Source organism: Viridibacillus arenosi, assembly GCF_001955655.1.
In the GTDB taxonomy this organism is placed as follows: domain Bacteria; phylum Bacillota; class Bacilli; order Bacillales_A; family Planococcaceae; genus Viridibacillus; species Viridibacillus arenosi.
Genome location: NZ_MSPW01000001.1, coordinates 146,780 through 166,782, shown reverse-complemented (window position 1 = coordinate 166,782; position 20,003 = coordinate 146,780). Strand labels below are relative to the sequence as shown.

Genomic DNA, 20,003 nt, shown 5'->3' with positions numbered 1-20,003 from the left:
GTGAAAAAAGTGGATTTTATGAAGGATATTCTAGCAGCATTAGGTGTGTTGCTAAACGGTTTACCGCAAGGATTACTTGCATTATCATTTGGTTTTGCATCTGTACCAACAGCCTTGGCATTCTTTATCGGAGCAATTGGTAACTCGGCTACAGGCTCTATTCCAGTAATATCTTATCAGGCAGAGACGATTACTGTAGCTGGAACTATGGGGAAAAATATGCGCGAGCGCTTATCGATGATCTTCTTCGGAGCAGCTTTAATGACTGTTATTGGATTATTTGGTTTTCTAGAAAAAATTGTTGATTTTATCGGACCAGTTATAACAAATGGTATGATGGCTGGTGTTGGCATCATGCTCGTGAAAGTATCCCTTGATATGACGAAAAATCATAAAGCAGTTGGGATCTCTTCTTTTGTCGTTGCAATCATTACATATATGGTTACAAAAGATCTAGTCTATACCATTCTTTTCTCAGTTATTATTTCAAGTGTTGTTGGTCATTTTACGCAACAGGAAAAGACAACACAACAACCAGTGAAAGAAAAATTCGTTTTACAAAAGTTAACGCTTAATGTTTCAGTTATTCGCGGAGCACTTGCGATGGTTACGTTAAATATTGGTGCCAATATCGCATTTGGTAAAATTAATGGTGCATTAGCAAATCAAGAGGTTAATGTCGATCATTTAACGGTTATTAGTAGCGTTGCAGATATGGTATCTGCCTTATTTGGCGGGGCACCAGTTGAAGTTGTAATTTCTGCTACTGCAAGTGCGCCACATGCGGTGTTTGCAGGTGTTTTGATGATGGTTATGATGGGTGTTATTTTATTATGTGGTCTACTGCCGAAAATTGGCCGTTTTATTCCGAGTTCAACAATTGCTGGCTTTTTATTCGTTCTAGGTGCAATTGTCACTTTACCAGGTAATGCGACAGCTGCATTTGCTGGTGGCGGGGATTCTGCTATTGTTGGTGGTATGACGATGGTTGTTACAGCCATATCTGATCCGTTTTTAGGTATGCTTTCAGGATTGATTATTGAATTTTTATTATCTATATTTTAATATAAGGAGCTATTAAAATGACGAACACATACACTTTACAAGTAGCAGGTTTAGAAAGAGATTTACCAATCATTCGATTAACAGAAAATTTAAGTATTGCTAGCTTTGTTATTTTAGGTGATGCAGAACTTTTAAGAGAAGCTTCACCATTATTAGTAGACAAGCTTCCTGAGGTGGATGTTATTGTAACAGCTGAAGCAAAGGGGATTCCATTAGCTTATGAAGTTACTAATCAATTAGGATTATCAGCTTATTATGTTGCACGAAAAACAGTTAAACCATATATGCAAAATCCATTGATGAATGAAGTGCATTCGATTACAACACAAGCAAAACAAACATTGTGCTTTGATCAAAAAGACGCGCTAGAGATTAAGGGAAAACGCGTTGCGATTATTGATGATGTGATTAGCACCGGGGAGTCTTTAAGAGCATTAGAAGAACTTGTTGAATTAGCTGGAGGAAATGTAGTAGCAAAAGCGGCCATCTTAGCAGAAGGAGATGCGGCTAAACGCGAGGATATTATTTTCTTAGAAGAATTACCACTTTTTGATTAAATAACCGATGGATTTTATTGAAAAATTCGTGAAAAATAAATAAATTTCTATTGACTAATGGGAAATAATACTATATATTGGTAAAAATTATAATAATGAATGCAATGACAAGGATATGAGTATTTCATAACGGTTTATAGAGAGGGAAGGCTAGGCTGGAAACTTCCTAATACGGATGAATTATTTACCACCTTGGAGCAGTATTGGTGAAAAAAGAGTAATCAGTACCGTAGAAGCAACGATAATGCTTACACAAAGCCATCAATATGTAACTTATTGAGTTATGAGATGGAAATTTGGGTGGAACCACGGGTATTATACACACTCGTCCCTTCATGAGGGATGAGTGTGTTTTTTGTTTTTTAAAAAAAATATAGAATGCAATGATAAGGACACGAGTAATTCTAACCGCTTTACAGAGAGGGAAGGCAAGGCTGAAAACTTCCTAATGCGGATGAATTATTTACCACCTTGGAGCAGTATTGGTGAAAAAGAGTAATCAGTACCGTAGAAGCAACGATAAAGCTTACACAAAGCCATCAATATGTAACTTATTGAGTTATGAGATGGGAATTTGGGTGGAACCACGGGTATATGACACGCACTCGTCCCTTTATATAGGGATGTGTGCGTGTTTTTATTTTATAAAAAAATAGGAGTGAAGTGTTATGAGTCAAAAGGAAGTTTTGATTAAGTTTCCAGATGGACATCAAAAGCAGTATGTGCAGGGAGTATCATTAGGTGAAATTGCTAGTTCTATTAGTTCTAGTCTAAAAAAGAAATCGGTGGCGGGAGAAGTCAATGGCACACGATATGATTTGAATCGTAATATTACACATGATGCAGAAGTGGAGTTATTTGATTTAGAGTCAACAGCTGGTATAGAGATTATGAGGCATACTTCAGCTCATGTATTAGCTCAAGCAATTAGACGATTGTATGGTGATGTGAACTTAGGAGTAGGGCCAGTGATTGACAATGGTTTTTATTATGATGTTGATATGGAATGTATTATTACAGTGCAGGATTTAGCGAAAATAGAGAAAGAAATGTCTAAAATAATCGCTGAAAACATAGAGATTGCACGTGTTGAATTGTCACGTGAAGAGGCGAAAAAACTTTTTCAAAAAGATCCATTAAAGCTAGAGCTATTAGAAGACATTTCTCAAGATGAAATAGTAACAGTATATCGCCAAGGAGAATTTGTAGATTTGTGTCGAGGTCCGCATTTACCAGCAACTCGATTTATTAAAGCATTTAAATTAACACATATTTCAGGGGCATATTGGCGAGGGGATAGTAACAATAAAGTACTACAACGTATATATGGTGTGGCCTTTGCTACAAAAGAAAAGATGGAAGAATATTTTCATTTTGTAGAGGAAGCGCAAAAAAGAAATCATCGTAAACTAGGGAATGAATTAGAGTTATTTATGTTCTCTGAGGAAGCACCAGGTATGCCATTTTACCTTGCTAATGGGCAAATTATTCGAAATGAATTAGAAGTGTTTTTACGTAAGCTTCAGCATCAATATGATTATCAAGAAGTACGCACGCCATTTATGATGAATAAAAGATTATGGGAGCAATCCGGACATTGGGATCATTACAAAGAAAACATGTATTTTACAGAGGTAGATGATCAAGAATTTGCTTTGAAACCAATGAATTGTCCGGGACATATGCTGATTTTCAAAGATAAACGTCGGTCATATCGTGAACTTCCGATTCGAATGGCTGAATTTGGTCAAGTGCATCGACATGAATTTAGTGGAGCATTAAATGGTTTATTACGTGTTCGAACATTCTGCCAAGATGATGCACATATTTTTGTCAGACCGGATCAAATTGAAAATGAAATTTTACTAGCCTTACGTTTAATTGATCGTGTATACAAAACATTTGGTTTTGAATATGACATTGAATTATCAACACGTCCAGAAGATTTTATGGGAAGTGTGCAATTATGGGATCAGGCAGAAGCATCTCTTGAAAGAGTATTAAAAAACCTTGGCTATCCATACAAAATCAATGAGGGAGACGGTGCGTTTTATGGACCTAAGATTGATATTCATATTAAAGATGCGATTAAACGTAGCCATCAATGTGCAACAGTTCAACTTGATTTCCAACTACCAGAGAAGTTTGATTTAACATATATTGATGAACAAAATCAGAAGGTAAGGCCAGTCGTGATTCACCGAGCAGTATTTGGATCAATTGATCGTTTCCTTGGAATATTGATTGAACACTTTGGTGGTGCATTCCCTATTTGGCTATCACCTATTCAAGTTCAAGTGATACCCGTATCAAACTCAATGCATAAAGAGTATGTTGAAGAAGTTACTAGGCGCTTAAAACAAGAGGAAATCAGAGTCAATCTTGATTTACGTGAAGAAAAATTAGGGTATAAAATACGTGAAGCTCAAATGAAGAAAATTCCATTTATACTTATTGTGGGGGATAATGAGATGGAAAATAAATCTGTTAACTTAAGACAATATGGTCAGGAGAATTCATTGGAAGTCCAGCTTGATGATTTTATTTCTAAAATTAAGAATTGCATTGAAAACAAATCTTTGAATAATAGTGAGTATGACCTTGGGTAACTAATTTCAATTTATTCAAGTGTCATAAGCAAAACCAACGAGTATCATTAGTTTTTTATAAATTTAATTTATACCTCTCCTTCTTTACAATAATAATAAAGGAGGAGAGGGAATGAAAATATTTAAGCAAAATTATACTGCATTACGCGAAAGGCTACTAAATTTTTAATAAATCGCCTGTCAATGAACCTTTAATCTAACAGTGTTTGTAATATAATAGTAACATCTAATTTTTTAAAATATATAAAAGAGTACAAAGTTGATTTTAAGGATAGCTGAGTATGAAAGGAGAAATCATGGAGGGGAACAATAAGTCTAATTCAATTGATGAATACATTTTACAATTTCCTCATGAGGTTCAGGAAAAACTAAAAACGATAAGAAAAGTTATAAAAGATGCAGTACCGGAGGCAGAAGAAAAAATTAGTTATCAAATGCCTACCTTTGCTTTACATGGCAATCTGGTACATTTTGCTGCCTATAAAAAACATATAGGATTTTATCCAACTTCTAGCGGGATTGTTGCTTTTGAACATGAATTATCGGATTATAAAAGTTCAAAGGGAGCAGTGCAGTTTCCACTAGAAAAGCCGATTCCTTATGAATTAGTAAGTGAGATAGTTAAATTCAGAGCTGCTGAGAATAAAAAGAAAGCTGATGGCAAATTAAAAAAGAAATAATAAACTTAAAAGAAAAGAGTATGTTTTAAGTGAAATTTAAAACATACTCTTTTTGTTTGTTCATTAATTAAGGCGTTTAGTATTGTTTTTATAATTATTGATGGAAAGCACTAATACTGACACGCTTTAAGTCATTACGGATCAATTAAAGTGAAATTTTGTTGAGTGAAAATTATATTGATAGAAGTATTACGGTATTTATGAAAGAGCAAGCAGTATTTCAGTTTTGAATATATAAGTTACGGAATATTCAATTGTAAAGCTTGCTTTACAATATAATGATGGGTATTATGGTTAATATAACCAATTTTTTATTAGCAATTGCATTAAACATTGAGAATCCCAATAGACTTTAATTTTAAATTGGAAGGAATGAAGACGAATGAAACAAACACAGATGGGCTATATCATTATGGGCATTATATTTGGTGTTCTGGCTTTATTTATGAATGGTGTTTCATTAAGTGTAAATAAATTTCCATCTTCACTAATGTTAATTGCTATTAGCATTATGTGTTTCTGCTTAGCTTTCTTAGTGCAACATCTTGCTGCAAAAGATGAACGAGCACAAAAAATAAGAGAGCGATCCATTTATGTGAATTATTTTATCCTTATAGCAGTAGTTGTAATATTAATGATAGTCTTTAATCCAGTTAGTAACTTACAAATAGAAGCATACAATCTACTCTCAATCATGATGACGGTATATATATCATCCGTATTTTTAACTATGGTTTACTATGCGAAGAGATATTAATGTTAGATGATAAATCGATTGAAGTATAAGATAGTTGATAAAGAATAATGATAAGGCAATGGAAATATAGGAGTGATAGACTTGGGATATATTATGGATTTGAGAAAGATAGTAGGCACTAGGCCACTATTAATGGTAGGCGCCAGTGTACTGGTCGTAAATAAAGATAAACAACTATTACTTCAACTAAGAACAGATAACCAATGTTGGGGATTACCTGGCGGGTCATTAGAATTAGGAGAAAAATTAGAAGATGCAGCAAGACGGGAATTAGCAGAAGAAACAGGACTAATTACAAAAAAACTGCAATTATTTAATGTTTATTCTGGAGAAAATCTTTACTATAAATATCCGCATGGTGACGAGGTTTATAATGTTACTAGTACATATATTTGTGATGAATATAGTGGTGAATTAAAAGAAGATCTATCGGAAGTTATGGAATTGAAATTTTTTAAAATGGATTCATTACCTTCAGTGATTAGTCCTCCGGATAAACAAGTTATTGCAGATTTTAAACGGTGCACTTCAATAAATAAAGAGGGAATTGATAAAATTTTACCGTGGTCAACACCATCTAGTTCTAGTTGCAAGGTACCGAAAAAAAGTGAAGCTAACAAATAATAACTCCAAAATCAACTTTTATTGTTGATTTTGGAGTTATATTATTTTTACTCTATGTTTGTTTCTAAAGTTAAATCTGTATAGGAATAATCCTCACCTTTATTTAAGATGACTTCACATTGACGTAATCTTAATTCAAAGAGCGTTATAGGATCATGATAAACTTCAGGATTTGATTTCATTTTATGCAGTGTATCTTGTTTTTCTTGTATTTCTATATGAGTGTTTTCTACAGCTTGTTCCAACTCGCCAAATGGACTTCTAAAGAATATATTAATATCCCGCGCTTGAGCGTTTTCAAATAGCTCAAATTGCAAGAAAAATTTGTTCATAATAGAATCCGTTACATCAGTATAATCTTCATTTTCTAAATACTGTTTGTATTTGTTATATAACATAGCTTTATTTTTAGGAAGAACGCCAAACAATTTACCGGCACTTTTCAGTAAAAATTGTGCTGGTGTAAATCTGCGCAAGATATTTACTTCTTCCATTTGTATTCTAGTTGTCATTCTATCGGTATCTCTCCGCCAGTCATCAAGCACTTTAAAGTCACATTCTAGCTGTATTCGATTTTCTCCATATAAAGAATTAAGTTCTTCACTGATTTCTTCTAAGTACGATTGACTTTGAAGGAACTCATTATTAGAAGTTGCAATCCAATTTTGCATAGAGCGAGCAAGATTAGGTAACACAGTTTTTTCTAGATATTTTTGAACTCTTTCGTTCATCGCTGTATTTAGTTCAATGTCAATGTGCCCAAAATCGCTTTCTTCACTAATTAAATCAGAACAACTCTGTAATAGTTTCGGAATATGTTCTGTAAGATCATTAGCAATTTCGTATTTCATTGTCCGATATGATTCTGTAATTAAATGAATTTTTTCCTTCTCAAAAGCAGTAAGGTTATTAATAAAACCATTTAGTTTAACTAACATATCTTCATTCCAATTAATAGAATCCACTAGGTTATTTTCCATCTCGATGCGTTTATCCAAAAGATATGAAATTGTTTTTCGAATGAAAAACAATAGCTTTTCAGTACGTTCTGCATCGATATTTTTATGGTTAAAGTTAGAATGAATAAACTCAGATAATTTGTTTAGTTGTTGACTATTTGTATATAACGAAGAGTAAGGGAAAATTCGCGCATGCGGGAAATATGCGTTTATTCTCACTTGCGTATCATCTAAAACTCTTTTTGCTTCTGCTTCACTGTAAATGTTATCGATTTTATTTAATAAGAAATGAATTTGTAGATTTGGTGTATGTTCTTGAATACTTAATAGAATATCACGTTCTTTGTCAGTAAAAGGTGAATCCGCATTCAATACGAATAATAATTCGTCTACAGAATTTAAATATTCAAATGTCTCATCTCTAGTGTCGTTGTTCCTATTAAAGCTTGGTGTAACAACCAAAGTAAGTTTATTTTTACTTAAAAATCTGCATGGTAATTTAAATTCAACATATGCTCTATCTCTATCTGATTGAGGGTGCAGAGACATCATGTTATGGTAATCTGAGAAATTCTCAGTTGTTGTAATTGCTGAATCTGATATCGCGTTAATTTCTGTATGAGCTTCATTATTAAAGACAACTACATTTGAGACTGAGTTTTCTAATATATTTTCACCAAGTATAGAGTTAATAAATGAAGCTTTTCCGTTTCCTGAAGTTCCAGTCACTAAAAGGCGATTTGTTCTTAAATCTGCAAGCTCGCTAACTAACCATCTAAATCGATGACCTATTTCTAAATCATGTTTTTGTGCCCACTGTGTAATAGATTCAAAAAGATGTAAACTATACTCTAAGCCATTCACATGATTAATAGAATATGACAGTAGGTTTTCCGCATGTTTTATATTTGCTGAATCTATTTCGGAAGGGAAAATCTCATCCCATGCCAAAACTGCAGCAGATGGAAATACAGAATGAGACGGATTGGCTACCTTTAACCAATTTGTTAAAAGATTTGGAATGATATCGTGTAATTCTCTGAGCATATATTGACCTTGGATTAATTCAAAGTACGTTTCTTCGTAAAGAGAAGAAATGTTGTCCCATATATCGGAAGAATGGATTTCGATTAGTAAGAAAAATTCATTTATTGTTTTGAGCCATAATAAGTAATTTTGTTCATTTTTATAGCTGTGCCAAAGTGATGAAACAATTTGGGTAAATTGTACTTGATCAACATTATTTAATGTAACTAATACTTCATAAAAATAGTCTGGTGAAATATTTTTAGTAAATCCATTATTGATATATTCTTTTAGAACCTCAAACCAAGGAGAAGATTCTGTTCGAATTAACTCATTCACAGCAAGCTCTACTGCACTGTCAAAATCTCGCTGTTCTTCATAAAAGGAACGTGCAATTTTTGTAACATTTGGATAATCGGGATTTAAAGAAACCGCTTCTTTAATAGCAGCGAAAGCTGAATCAAGATTATTTTGCTCGATGTAAAGAGATAGTAATTGCAGTACAATTTCAGTCATAAGTATTTTGTTATCAGTAGTAATGGAGGTATAAACATTTTCAGCAACTGATAATTGGTTAAGTTCGAAGTAAGCATCCGCAATATTCTTTTGTGCCCATGGTGCTAATTCATTACTAACTTTCTCCCATTTAAAAATAGCTGATTCAAAATCTTGATGGTGATAATAAAATTCACCTTGTGCAAAACGAATATAAGATCCATCGGAAATCTCATTTTTTTGTTCGTTTAAATAAGCTTCCCCAAGTACTTGAAGAGGTGGATGTGTTTCATTGTCTATTAGGAATGTTTCATAATATATCTTTTTGATTAATTGTTTTTCTAATCTCATTTTTTCCTCCACTATATCTTGAAGAATACATTTTTCTTCATGTGACAACACTTTTTAGTATTGTTGCTTTTTATTTTAACAAAGAATTTCTTTTGGGAAATTTCATTTATCTTTCATTTTTTAAGTAAGATTGAAATTCAATGAGAAAAGTTTCATTTTTTTATCAATTTCCTTTCCAAGTGGTGTGAAAACAGAAAATGTTTCTAATAACTTAATATGAATATAATATTCTACATTAAGTTGTAACATTCCATGTAGAGTTCGTATAAAAAACAATGTATAGTGAATACGTATTGGAATAGGGTGATAAGAGGTTTTGCAAAAAAGTATATGAAAATCTGTCCATATTATTATCATTTTTTGAGAAGGAGAATTTTACAACATGATTATGCAATTAAAGAGAATGGGCTCATTATTGGCTGCTACTGTGTTGATGCTGAGTATTTGGATAGGGGTTACACCTAATTCTGTAGAAGCTGCCACAAAGAGTGTTTATACAATTTCACCAAAAACAGTACCTGTAGATAAAAAGATGTTGAAATACACTACATATAATAGTAATACTAAGCATTATTATGTTCTACGTTCCTATCTAGAGAAATTGGAGAAAAAAGGTGGCGGAACGCTCGTATTAAAAAAAGGAACTTACATAATTAGTAATACGCTATATGTTCCATCGAATGTAACAATAAAAATGAAGGATGGCGTAAGTATTGTTAAAGGTCAGAAAACGGGTACAAGCAAATTTAAAGCTTCAAAATCAATTTTTCAATTAATCAAACCATCAAAAGCCAATAAATCGGGTGTATATGGCAAATATAATGGTGAAAAGAATATTTCCTTTATAGGTGAAGGTAAAGTAACAATTGATATGAATTACGAGAAAGATAGCATTGCCTTGATCATGGGGCATAACCAAAATGTAAAAGTGGAAAATATTCAATTTAAGAATATGTATTCTGGACATTTTATCGAACTAGATGCTTCTAAGAATGTTGTTATACGAAAAAATACGTTTACAAATTCCAAAGCATCAGCAAACAAGAACAAAGAAGCCATTAATATTGATACACCGGATAAAACGACAGCAGGGTGGAGTCAAAAATGGAGCAAGTATGATAAAACGCCAAATCAAAATATAACAATTGAAAACAATAAATTTAAGAATCTTGATCGAGCTATAGGTACCCATAAATATTCAGGTAAAATGTATCATGATAAAGTTATCATTCGTAATAATCAAATTGACAAAACACGCTTGGATGCTATTCGTGTCATGAATTGGACGAATTCTGTTATTGAAAAAAATTTAATCCGGAATGTAGCGAATGGTAATGCTAGTACTCGTGGGATTTTAGCTAGTGGCGCAATTAACCCAACATTTAAAAACAATACTTTTGTTACTGTGGGGAGAACGATTCAGTTTATGGCTTGGAAAAACAGTGGTCCAGGCTCACAATACGATATTACGTACAATAAGCTAAGTGAAGCTAACAAAAAAGCACTTCTAACAAACAAAGCAGTTAATACTTCTGAAACGATTATTCGAATTAATAATACCTACAATGAGTTCATACAAAACACTGAAAAAATTCAACTTGCGTCAAAGTGATTTACATGGGGAAAAGAGACCTTCTACTCTGTAACACTAAAGACAAGTAATTGTACATGATAATTCATTCATAATATGTTACACATATTATGAATGAATTACATTACTAAGTAATTTCAGTTGCATACATTTTTTTATTTTTGGCTATTTTACTGTTGATTTTCTATAACTTAATAAAATGGGCGTATTCGAAAATCAGCACCTCCTATTAATTAACAATAAAAAGAAAATAATTAATCATTATAGTGATATTTAACAAACTGCTAGCGTATATATTTAAGGTTGTGATGGGGGAAGAATATTAAAAAAGCTTGTTATTAGTTGGAGGATTTTCTTGTTGATTTGTCCTATTCTGTTGTTTGCGATTGGGAAGATTGATATGTTCGTTTGCTCTGCTTTTATTTGTGGAATTATAATCTCTGTTGGTGGTGGATGGCTATTTAAGAAAAAGCTTAATTAATAACATAGTAGTGTTCTTATGCCTTCTTCTCATTTACCTCATGCGAAGCTACGGGAACAAGTAAAGCATTTTCATGTATAGTTTTATGTATTCTCGCAAATTCCTAAACCCCCCTTTTAAATCTCACTGTCCTTTTATTGAATAACATATAACCAATCTTGCTCACGTCTCCGTAAGTGTGCCAAAAAACTAAACATAAATACTACGTACTCTTGCAAAGAATTTATTAGTGTAGGCTTTTAGTAATTACTGTACAATTAATATAAGAATATTCGGTTTTCGAATACTTTACTAAATGGAAATATATTGAAAGGTATGATGTTATATGAAAAATTCGCCAAACATTTTAGAGGTATATCAATTTTGAGTAAACGTATCACCCCTCTATAAACTACGTAAGCTCAATGAAGGAGCAAAATTTGGTTAAAGTATGCATTGGAAGCAATAAATTATTATTAGAGTTAAGAGAATATCATGATTTTAATTGGCTTAAAGCAGTAAAAGTATTTACTATTTTTGATCAGCAGGATTCAGGAAACATTTGTTTTGGAATTATAGAAAATGACGAACGTTATTTCATTAAATATGCAGGTGCAAGAAATTTAGAATATACTGGAGATATAAAGTCAGCGATTAAACGCCTAAAAGAAGCAAAGAAAGTTTATCAACATATTGATCACCCCTTATTAATTCAATGCATAGGGACATTTCAGACAGAAAATGGTTACGGATTGAAATTTAAATGGGTAGAAGGAGAATGTATGCATAATCATTGGGATTTTACGCCTTTTGAAAAGTACAATTCTCCTGATTCTCCTTTTGTGAAATTAAGGAGTTTATCTTTAAAAGAACGTATTTCGATATTGAACCAAATATATGAATTTGCGGTTTTTGTAGAAGATAAAGGATATGTGATGGTTGATTTCTATGATGGTAGCATACTATATAATTTCAAAAATAATAAATTGCATATTTGCGACATTGATTTTTTTAAAAAAGCACCTGTCTTTAATGATATTGGTGAGGATTTTTGGGGTTCTAGTCGGTATAAAGCACCTGAAGAATATCGATTAAACGCTGAAATTACAAGTGCTACAAATGTATATACTTTAGCAGGTTTAGCATATGCGTTTATAGGAGGACGAAGTGATAAAAGTTTCGAAATGTGGGAGGCTTCAATAGATCTATATAATATTTGCTCAAAAGCATTAGAAAATAATCCCTCACATCGTTTTGAAACGATTAGTGTGTTTTATCATCAATGGAGTAAAGCACTTTTAATATAGAAATGTAAATCAATGAGAATGAGAAAGGGGTACAATATGGAAGACAACATATTGATATCTAAGCTTATTCCACCAGAACCTGCTATACATTATATGAGACGAGCAAAGGTCATGAAAAAGTTAGCACGAAGTCATCATACAAAGCTTACTATTTTACATGGTGGAGCAGGTTTTGGTAAAAGTTCCGCATTGGCACAATTTTTAGCAGATCAATCCAATGCTTTCTCTTGGTATCAAGTGACAGAAGATGATGACGATGTTTTGCCATTTTTACGTCACTTGTTTTATAGTGTGCGGAAAGTATATCCTTCTTTTGGAGAAACAATGATTGGTTGGGATCAGCTTTCAATGTTTCCTAAAGTTGAAGAGTTAAATAAGCTTTTTACTATGTTTGTAAATGAGTTTTGCAAGATGCGAGAACCATTTTTTGTAATATTAGATGATTACTATTTAGTGGATCATATTTTTCATATTCATTACATCATGGAGAAACTGATATTACATTTACCACCAAATGTTCATCTAATTATTTCTTCAAGAACATATCCTTCTTGGGGGTGTATACGGAATTTAAGGTTAAATCATCAATTGGTTGAATGTGTAGAAGAAGATTTTGTCTTTTCTGCAGAAGAAATCCAGGTATTCTTTGAAGATTACTTTCAACATTATATAACAAAGGAACAAGTGGCCAAGATTCTCCGGACAACAGAAGGTTGGGCTATTGCTATTTTATTTCTCGCCACTCAATCTATTGATTTAGAGAAATCTATAGATAAATTACAGAATCTTTCGTCAAATGACTTTTTTACTTATTTATCGTATGAAGTATTTGAGGGGCTAAATGATTTCGAACAGGATGCAATTATGAAATTTAGCATTTTTGAAACATTTTCGTATGAATTAATAGAAGTATTCTACGGGGAGGTTTTTGAAGAGCAGCTTAAAATTCTAGTCAATAAACATGTTTTTATCCAGCCATTAAGTGGATACACAGAGTTTCGATATCATGTGTTATTTCAGCAATTTTTAGAATTGAAACTGATGGAACAGGATTTAGATACTTATCACTCGTTGCATTTAAAGGCTACAAAATATTTTACTCAACAAAGAAACCCTGTAAAAGCCGTTCATCATGCGATGAAAACAAAAAATGAAGATTTGATTGCATCTACTTTAGCTTATTTTGCAAATCAGTTTATAGAAGAAGGAAAATTCGATTGGTTTATCGAACGTATTCGTGAACTATCAGCTAGTACAATGGCAAACCATTTTCAACTTTATTATTATGAAGGTGAAAGTCAAAGATATCGTGCACAGTATGAAAAAGCAAAAAAAGCGTATGAAAAATGTATTATATGCGCAAAAGAATGCTTGTCTTATGATTATTTATTAAGAGCCAAGGCTGGGATTGCACATATCTATTTGGATACTATTCAACCGTCACTTGCTGAAACTTATTTACAAGAAGCACTTGAATTGGTGGAACAAGCGAAGTTAGAAGAAGATTATCTGCAATTTATACAAAAACAATATGCAGAAAATCTAGTGAACTTAGGCAAACCGTATGAAGCAGAAAAGTGGGTTTCGGATGTGGGTCTTTCTTCTCGTGTAGTTAGGCAAGGAAATTTGGATGCAAGAATATTATTAAGGCAAGGCAAACTTCAGGAAGCAAGAAGCTTATTAGAAAATCGTTTAGATTCATATAGTCTTATTTCAGATACTTATCGTGAGACCGATGTTTTATATTCATTTATTTTAATCTTATTAGGTGATTATGTAACAGCACTAGAATCAGCAAATAAAAGCATCTTGAAAAAGGAAAATGAACATGCACAGTACATTCTAGCAGTAGCCTATCTTCGTAAAGGACATACATTATTGGTTTTGAATCCGGCAGATATTGGTGAAGCGGAACAATATTATGAAAAGACCATCGAAATAATGGATAGTATGGATGTGAAACGTGCAAAAGCCGAGTCCTATATGGGACTAGCAATTGTAAAAAGTAGACAGCAACAACTTGAGCAAGCACTTTTCAATATAAAATTAGGGTTAAAAGAAACGGAAAAAGTGCATGATCATTGGGTTTCGGCTTTACTTTATGTAGCCTTATCAATAGTTTATGTGGAACATGCACATTACCTAGAGGCAAAAGAAGCTATTAAGAGCGCAGAAAGTAAGTTTAAAAACTCAAAAGATTATTTTGGACTGACAATTGTTAGCTTTTGGCGTGCTTATATCGCTTATATGCAAAATGATGAAGTTGAATTTACTTCAAATTTTGAATTATGTATGGCAACTATTGTAGAGAAAAAATATGATTTCTTTGTAAGAGACCAACATATCTTTGGTCCTCAACATAATTTAGTATGGTGGCAAATGATGCATCATTGGAATACATTAAAAAAATCAGCTGTTAAAACAAAACACTTTTATAAATTGATAGAAATAGATGCTGATATACCTGTACCAGCGCATATGTATACTATTCAGCTATTTGGAGCTATAACTCTATATCGCGATGGTGAAGTAATAGTAGAAAAAGAGTGGCAACGAGAAAAGGCAAAGGAATTATTCATTTACCTATATCTAAATCGTACGAGATTTGTTTCCAAAGAAGAAATAATTAATGTACTATGGCCAAAAGCTACTGAGGAAACGATGACAAGAGATTTCAAAGTTGCCTATAATGCATTATTAAAAGTGCTAGAACCAAATCGTCTTCCCAGAATAGAAAGTGCATACGTTGTTCGAAAGCAATCAATGTACAAGCTCATTACACAGCAGTGTATGAAAAGTGATTTATATTTTTTCAGACAATTTATATCTTTGGGCATGCAACAGAAAAATCCTAATCTTTCGAATGAATGGCTTTTAAGAGGAATCCGAATATACACAGGTGATTTTATCGCGGATAAGAAACAATCAGAATGGCTTCAAGATATACGAGAAGAATTGAAATATATTTATATGGAAGGAATTGAACGCTTAGCACAGAATTATGTCCGATTAAAAGAATTTAGCAAAACAGTGTATTGGGCAGAGCACTTGTTGAAGCAAGATAATACTTGGGAAGAAGGATATCGCCTAATCATGTATGGATATTTTCAACTTCAAAATCGTACTCAGGCTGTCAGATGGTTTGAAAAATGTGAACAAGTATTAAAAGACGAATTGAATATTGAACCAATGGAAACAACCATACAGATGTATGAGATGATTTTAAAATGACCTTATGTGAAAACGGAGGGCACTGAAAAACTTACGTTTTTAAAATGTAATGTTCTTCAATAGTAAACACCGGCACTTTTTGTTCGATTTTGAACAGAAAGCCGGTGTTTTTTTGGTATTTCCTTATTCTTCATTTAATAGCTTCCAGATACGTTTCAAATTCACTGCAAATATTGTTGTAGCTCCTTGGACTTCCAGGCCAAATAAACCCGTCGATTTTGCCGTATTGTAGACATGCGGATTTTAACTCACTATTCTTCGCTTCAATTTTATAGCGCTTTTTTGCTAAGTCTTTGAATCTTTCCGTTTCTTGAAAAGCTGCTTGCTCTTCATGTTCGGTTGATTTTATGGAAACTGATTCCGTTTGCTTTTGGCACCGTCTTTATAACAGCCATCTTGTAATGGACAAACCTTACATTTTTCTATGTCAAAGTAATACGTTTGTGTTTGATTTTTACCTACGTCTTTTTTATTCGTTCTCGCTTTTCGAAGCTCCATAAGCTAGTTGATTGGAGTGCATGCCCTCTGTGAAAACGTAGGGTCCTTTTTCTTTGTAACTAATTTGTAACTAGGATTAGTTATGATACTTCTACAGCAAGATGAAAGCGCTTTAAAAAATAAGAGGGAGGTATTTAAATGAAAAAATGGTTGGCGATTCTATTAGTAGCAGTAACGCTTTTACTCGCTGCATGTGGAAGTGACAAGAAAACAAGTGGATCCTCTTCGGAAAAGGGTGAAAAAGAAGGAGGGACAATTAAAGTTGGTGTATTGGCCTCTTTATCTGGTGCATTAGAGTCTTATGGAAAACAAACAAAACAAGGCTTTGAACTAGGGCTAGATTATGCAACAAATGGAAAGATGGAAGTTGCAGGTAAGAAAATTGAAGTTGTTTGGGAGGATACTGAAACTAAACCAGAAGTAGCAGTGCAAAAAGCAACAAAGTTATTAGAAGATGATGGGGTAGATTTCTTAGTAGGTTCATCTAGTTCTGGAGATACATTAGCTGTCTTACCACTAGCTGAAGAATACGAGAAAATTATGATTGTAGAACCAGCTGTTGCAGATAGTATTACTGGCGCTGAGTTCAACCCATTTATCTTCCGTACAGCAAGAAATTCTTCTCAAGACGCTTATGCAGCAGCAGCGGCGATTGCTAAAAAAGGAACAAAAATTGCAACATTTGCACCGGATTATTCTTTCGGTTGGGATGGAGTTAAGGCTTTTAAAGCAGCTGCAGAAAAGTTAGGAGCAGAAGTTATTTTAGAAGAATATGCTGATCCAGCTGCAACAGACTTCACATCTAACTTACAGAAAGTTGTGAAGGCAAAACCTGAATATCTATTTGTTGTATGGGCTGGTACAAATTCACCTTGGAATCAAATTGCAGATCTTAAGTTAACAGAAAAAGGTATAAAAATTTCGACAGGTGCACCTGACATTACCGCTCTTCAATTGATGAAGCCCCTTGTAGGCATGGAAGGATTCTCAGTATATTATCATACATTACCAAAAAACAAAGTGAATGATTGGTTAGTAGAAGAGCATAAAAAACGTTTTAACAATGAAGTGCCAGACTTATTTACACCAGGTGGATTTTCATCTGCTGTATCTATTGTTGAGGCGTTAAAAAAATCAGATGGTAATGCAGATGGTAATACGCTTATTCCATTAATGGAAGGTATGTCTTTTGAGACACCGAAAGGAAAAATGACGTTCCGTAAAGAGGATCACCAAGCATTACAGCCTATGTATTCTATTAAACTTGAAGAACAAAAAGGTGTTGACTACCCTGTTCCGGTATTAATTCGTGAACTAACACCTGACGAAACAGCTCCGCCAATTCAAAATAAAAAATAAATATACGAGAGTTCAGACCATAAATTTGGCCTGGCTCTCTTAAAAACTTTTTACATAAGAAGTTTTTAAGAGAGCTAGACTTAGGAGGAATGAGGATGGAACCTATCATTAGGACAGAAAATTTAAGTATTCAATTTGGGGGGCATCGTGCAGTTGATGGCGTGAATTTTCAAATGCAGGCAAAGCATTTCAAATCAATTATTGGTCCAAATGGTGCAGGAAAGACTACTTTTTTCAACCTACTAAGTGGTGAATTGAAACCAACAGAGGGAGAAATTTTTTTGAAAGGGGAATCGTTAGCAGATGATTCGTCTATCGAACGTACACGAAAAGGACTTGGTCGCTCTTTTCAAATCACAAATGTCTTTCCAAATCTTACAGTCTTGGAGAATGTTAGACTTGCAGTGCAATCTCGTGAAAAGGTAAGGTTTAATTTTTATAAACACTATTTGCAGTATAAATCGATTACCAACGAAGCAGTAGAAATATTGGGTCAAGTATTGCTTGATAACAAAGTGAATGCAGTTGCAAGTCAACTATCTCATGGTGAAAAACGTAAACTAGAAATTGCAATGTTACTAGCTCTAAATACTGAAATTTTACTATTGGATGAACCAACTGCTGGTATGTCTTTAGAGGAAGTACCGGCTATCTTAGAGGTAATACGTTCAATAAAAGAACAAGGAGACAAAACCATACTGCTCATTGAGCATAAGATGGATATGATTTTAGATCTTTCAGATTCAATCATGGTGCTCTTTAATGGGAAGCTTTTAGCAGATGGAACGCCTTCAGAAATTATGGACAATGAAACTGTACAAAACGCGTATTTAGGAGGGCTATATGATGAACAGCTTATTAAACCTTGATCAGCTTCAAACACATATTGGACAATATCATATTTTACAAGGGATTCAATTTGAAGCAATAGAAGGGAAAGTATCGGTATTGCTTGGTAGAAATGGAGCGGGTAAAACAACTACTTTAAAAACCATAATGGGTTTGACACCTGCTTCCCACGGAAACGTTATTTATGATGGGCAAGACATTACAAAACGAAAGCCTTATGATATTGCCAATCTAGGTATTGGTTATGTTCCAGAAGATCAAGGTATTTTTAAGGACTTAACAGTGGAAGAAAATATGAAAGTTGCAATCCGTAAAGAGACAGATGAAGTATATGAAAAACAGGCATATATATTAGAGTTATTTCCCGATTTGAAAAAGTTTTGGAAAAAGGCTGGGGGGCATTTATCTGGGGGGCAGAAGCAAATGCTGTCTATGGCAAGAGCATTTGTAAATGACAGTAAACTCTTATTGATAGATGAGCCTTCAAAGGGATTAGCTCCAATCGTTGTAGAAAAAGTAATGGAAGCTATTACAGAAATGAAAAAGAAAACAACGATTATTCTTGTTGAACAAAATTTTATTATGGCCAGTCGGATTGGTGATACCTATACATTAATAGATGATGGAAAAACTGTTCATTCAGGATCTATGGCTGAATTGATTGGAGATGAAGAATTGAAACGGAAATACTTAGGAATTGGTTAGGGGGAATCGAGTATGGATTTATTTATCAGTTTATTTATAAATGGTTTAGCCACAGGTATGTTGATTTTTTTATTAGCGGCTGGATTGACACTTATTTTCGGATTAATGGACGTCTTGAACTTTGCCCATGGGGGACTTTTTGTTTGGGGAGCTTATTCTGGAATCTTCGTTTATACATGGTCAGGCAGTTTTATAGTCGGAATACTAGGTGCGATTGTAACAGGGTTTGTCCTAGGGTGGATCACGGAAAAATTAATCATCACACCCGTATATGGCAATCATGTACAACAAATTTTAATAACGCTTGGATTTATGTTAGTACTATCAGAATGTATTAAGGTTGTTTTTGGACCTAATAGTATTCCTGTAGATGTACCTTCATATTTAGCAGGTAGCTGGGAAATCGGTGAAGTAATTGTGATTAAATATCGTATTTTTATTATCGTTATTGGGCTTATTATTTTCGGAATATTTCAATATGTATTAAAGAAAACAAAAATCGGTTTAATCGTACGTGCTGGTGTGATGGATAAAGAAATGGTGCAAGTATTGGGTATTAATATTAAACGTGTTTTTTTATTCGTTTTCATGACCGGTTCAGCAATGGCAGCATTCGGCGGAATGCTTATGGCTCCGTACTCGGGCGTAATATACGCAGAGATGGGAATGGAATATGCCATTTTAGGATTTATCGTAGTAGTAATAGGTGGGATGGGAAGTTTCTCTGGTTCATTAATGGCAGCAATTTTAGTGGGGCTTGCGGGTAGTTTCATGGCGTACTATGTTCCATATTTATCATTAGCGGTCAATATGATTTTGATGGCTATTGTATTAATCTTCCGTCCACAAGGCTTATTCACAAATGCGAAGGAGGGCTAAA

Annotated in this window: 14 protein-coding genes, 1 pseudogene and 1 other annotated feature; of the genes and pseudogenes, 13 read left to right on the top strand and 2 right to left on the bottom strand. The window is 33.4% G+C overall.

The annotated features are described in order from the left end of the window. The first annotated feature begins 18 nt into the window (after nucleotides 1-18). The 6 genes from BK137_RS00770 (at nucleotide 19) to BK137_RS00745 (ending at nucleotide 6,292) form a co-directional block, all read left to right on the top strand. Complete coding sequence (locus BK137_RS00770; protein WP_038191113.1) at nucleotides 19-1,065, top strand: solute carrier family 23 protein; 1,047 nt, start codon at nucleotides 19-21, stop codon at nucleotides 1,063-1,065. A gap of 17 nt (nucleotides 1,066-1,082) precedes the next feature. After that, nucleotides 1,083-1,622 (top strand): phosphoribosyltransferase family protein, encoded by a 540-nt coding sequence (locus BK137_RS00765; protein ID WP_038190213.1) that lies wholly within the window; start codon nucleotides 1,083-1,085, stop codon nucleotides 1,620-1,622. A 95-nt stretch (nucleotides 1,623-1,717) separates the two neighbouring features. Continuing rightward, nucleotides 1,718-1,958 (top strand) — a binding site (T-box leader). 332 nt (nucleotides 1,959-2,290) lie between these two features. Then, a complete protein-coding gene (gene thrS, locus BK137_RS00760) occupies nucleotides 2,291-4,231 on the top strand; it encodes a threonine--tRNA ligase (RefSeq protein WP_038190208.1) in 1,941 nt (646 codons plus the stop codon). A gap of 296 nt (nucleotides 4,232-4,527) precedes the next feature. Beyond that, complete coding sequence (locus BK137_RS00755; RefSeq protein ID WP_038191111.1) at nucleotides 4,528-4,911, top strand: iron chaperone; 384 nt, start codon at nucleotides 4,528-4,530, stop codon at nucleotides 4,909-4,911. Nucleotides 4,912-5,293: 382 nt separating this feature from the next. After that, nucleotides 5,294-5,668 carry a hypothetical protein gene (locus BK137_RS00750; protein WP_038190204.1) on the top strand — a complete coding sequence of 125 codons (375 nt, stop codon included), beginning with the start codon at nucleotides 5,294-5,296 and terminating at the stop codon, nucleotides 5,666-5,668. Between the two features lie 81 nt (nucleotides 5,669-5,749). Beyond that, the gene (locus BK137_RS00745) at nucleotides 5,750-6,292 is read left to right on the top strand and encodes an NUDIX hydrolase (RefSeq protein WP_076033937.1); all 543 of its coding nucleotides are present in this window, start codon (nucleotides 5,750-5,752) and stop codon (nucleotides 6,290-6,292) included. A 47-nt stretch (nucleotides 6,293-6,339) separates the two neighbouring features. On the opposite strand, the gene BK137_RS00740 is transcribed toward BK137_RS00745, so the two are convergent. Continuing rightward, entirely contained in the window at nucleotides 6,340-9,123 is a 2,784-nt protein-coding gene (locus BK137_RS00740) for a dynamin family protein (protein ID WP_038190201.1), read from the bottom strand. A 382-nt stretch (nucleotides 9,124-9,505) separates the two neighbouring features. On the opposite strand from BK137_RS00740, the gene BK137_RS00735 reads away from it, so the two are divergent. The 3 genes from BK137_RS00735 (at nucleotide 9,506) to BK137_RS00725 (ending at nucleotide 15,712) form a co-directional block, all read left to right on the top strand. Then, on the top strand, nucleotides 9,506-10,735 hold the full coding sequence (locus BK137_RS00735; protein WP_081730149.1) for a glycoside hydrolase family protein: 1,230 nt from the start codon (nucleotides 9,506-9,508) through the stop codon (nucleotides 10,733-10,735). 879 nt (nucleotides 10,736-11,614) lie between these two features. Then, nucleotides 11,615-12,481 (top strand): serine/threonine protein kinase, encoded by an 867-nt coding sequence (locus BK137_RS00730; protein WP_038190199.1) that lies wholly within the window; start codon nucleotides 11,615-11,617, stop codon nucleotides 12,479-12,481. Nucleotides 12,482-12,517: 36 nt separating this feature from the next. Then, entirely contained in the window at nucleotides 12,518-15,712 is a 3,195-nt protein-coding gene (locus BK137_RS00725) for an AfsR/SARP family transcriptional regulator (protein WP_038190194.1), read from the top strand. A 123-nt stretch (nucleotides 15,713-15,835) separates the two neighbouring features. Here the strand turns inward: BK137_RS00725 and BK137_RS22555 are convergent. Further along, nucleotides 15,836-16,210: pseudogene (locus BK137_RS22555) on the bottom strand (transposase); the annotation flags it as partial. Nucleotides 16,211-16,348: 138 nt separating this feature from the next. On the opposite strand from BK137_RS22555, the gene BK137_RS00715 reads away from it, so the two are divergent. The 4 genes from BK137_RS00715 to BK137_RS00700 all read left to right on the top strand — a co-directional run bounded on the left by BK137_RS00715 (nucleotide 16,349) and on the right by BK137_RS00700 (nucleotide 20,002). Continuing rightward, entirely contained in the window at nucleotides 16,349-17,569 is a 1,221-nt protein-coding gene (locus BK137_RS00715; RefSeq protein ID WP_038190190.1) for a substrate-binding domain-containing protein, read from the top strand. Between the two features lie 95 nt (nucleotides 17,570-17,664). Further along, nucleotides 17,665-18,438 (top strand): ABC transporter ATP-binding protein, encoded by a 774-nt coding sequence (locus BK137_RS00710; protein WP_038190185.1) that lies wholly within the window; start codon nucleotides 17,665-17,667, stop codon nucleotides 18,436-18,438. After that, nucleotides 18,416-19,123 (top strand): ABC transporter ATP-binding protein, encoded by a 708-nt coding sequence (locus BK137_RS00705; RefSeq protein WP_038190180.1) that lies wholly within the window; start codon nucleotides 18,416-18,418, stop codon nucleotides 19,121-19,123. The genes BK137_RS00710 and BK137_RS00705 overlap by 23 nt, the downstream gene beginning before the upstream one ends. Nucleotides 19,124-19,135: 12 nt before the next feature. Continuing rightward, the gene (locus BK137_RS00700) at nucleotides 19,136-20,002 is read left to right on the top strand and encodes a branched-chain amino acid ABC transporter permease (protein WP_038190178.1); all 867 of its coding nucleotides are present in this window, start codon (nucleotides 19,136-19,138) and stop codon (nucleotides 20,000-20,002) included. Nucleotide 20,003: the final 1 nt, after the last annotated feature.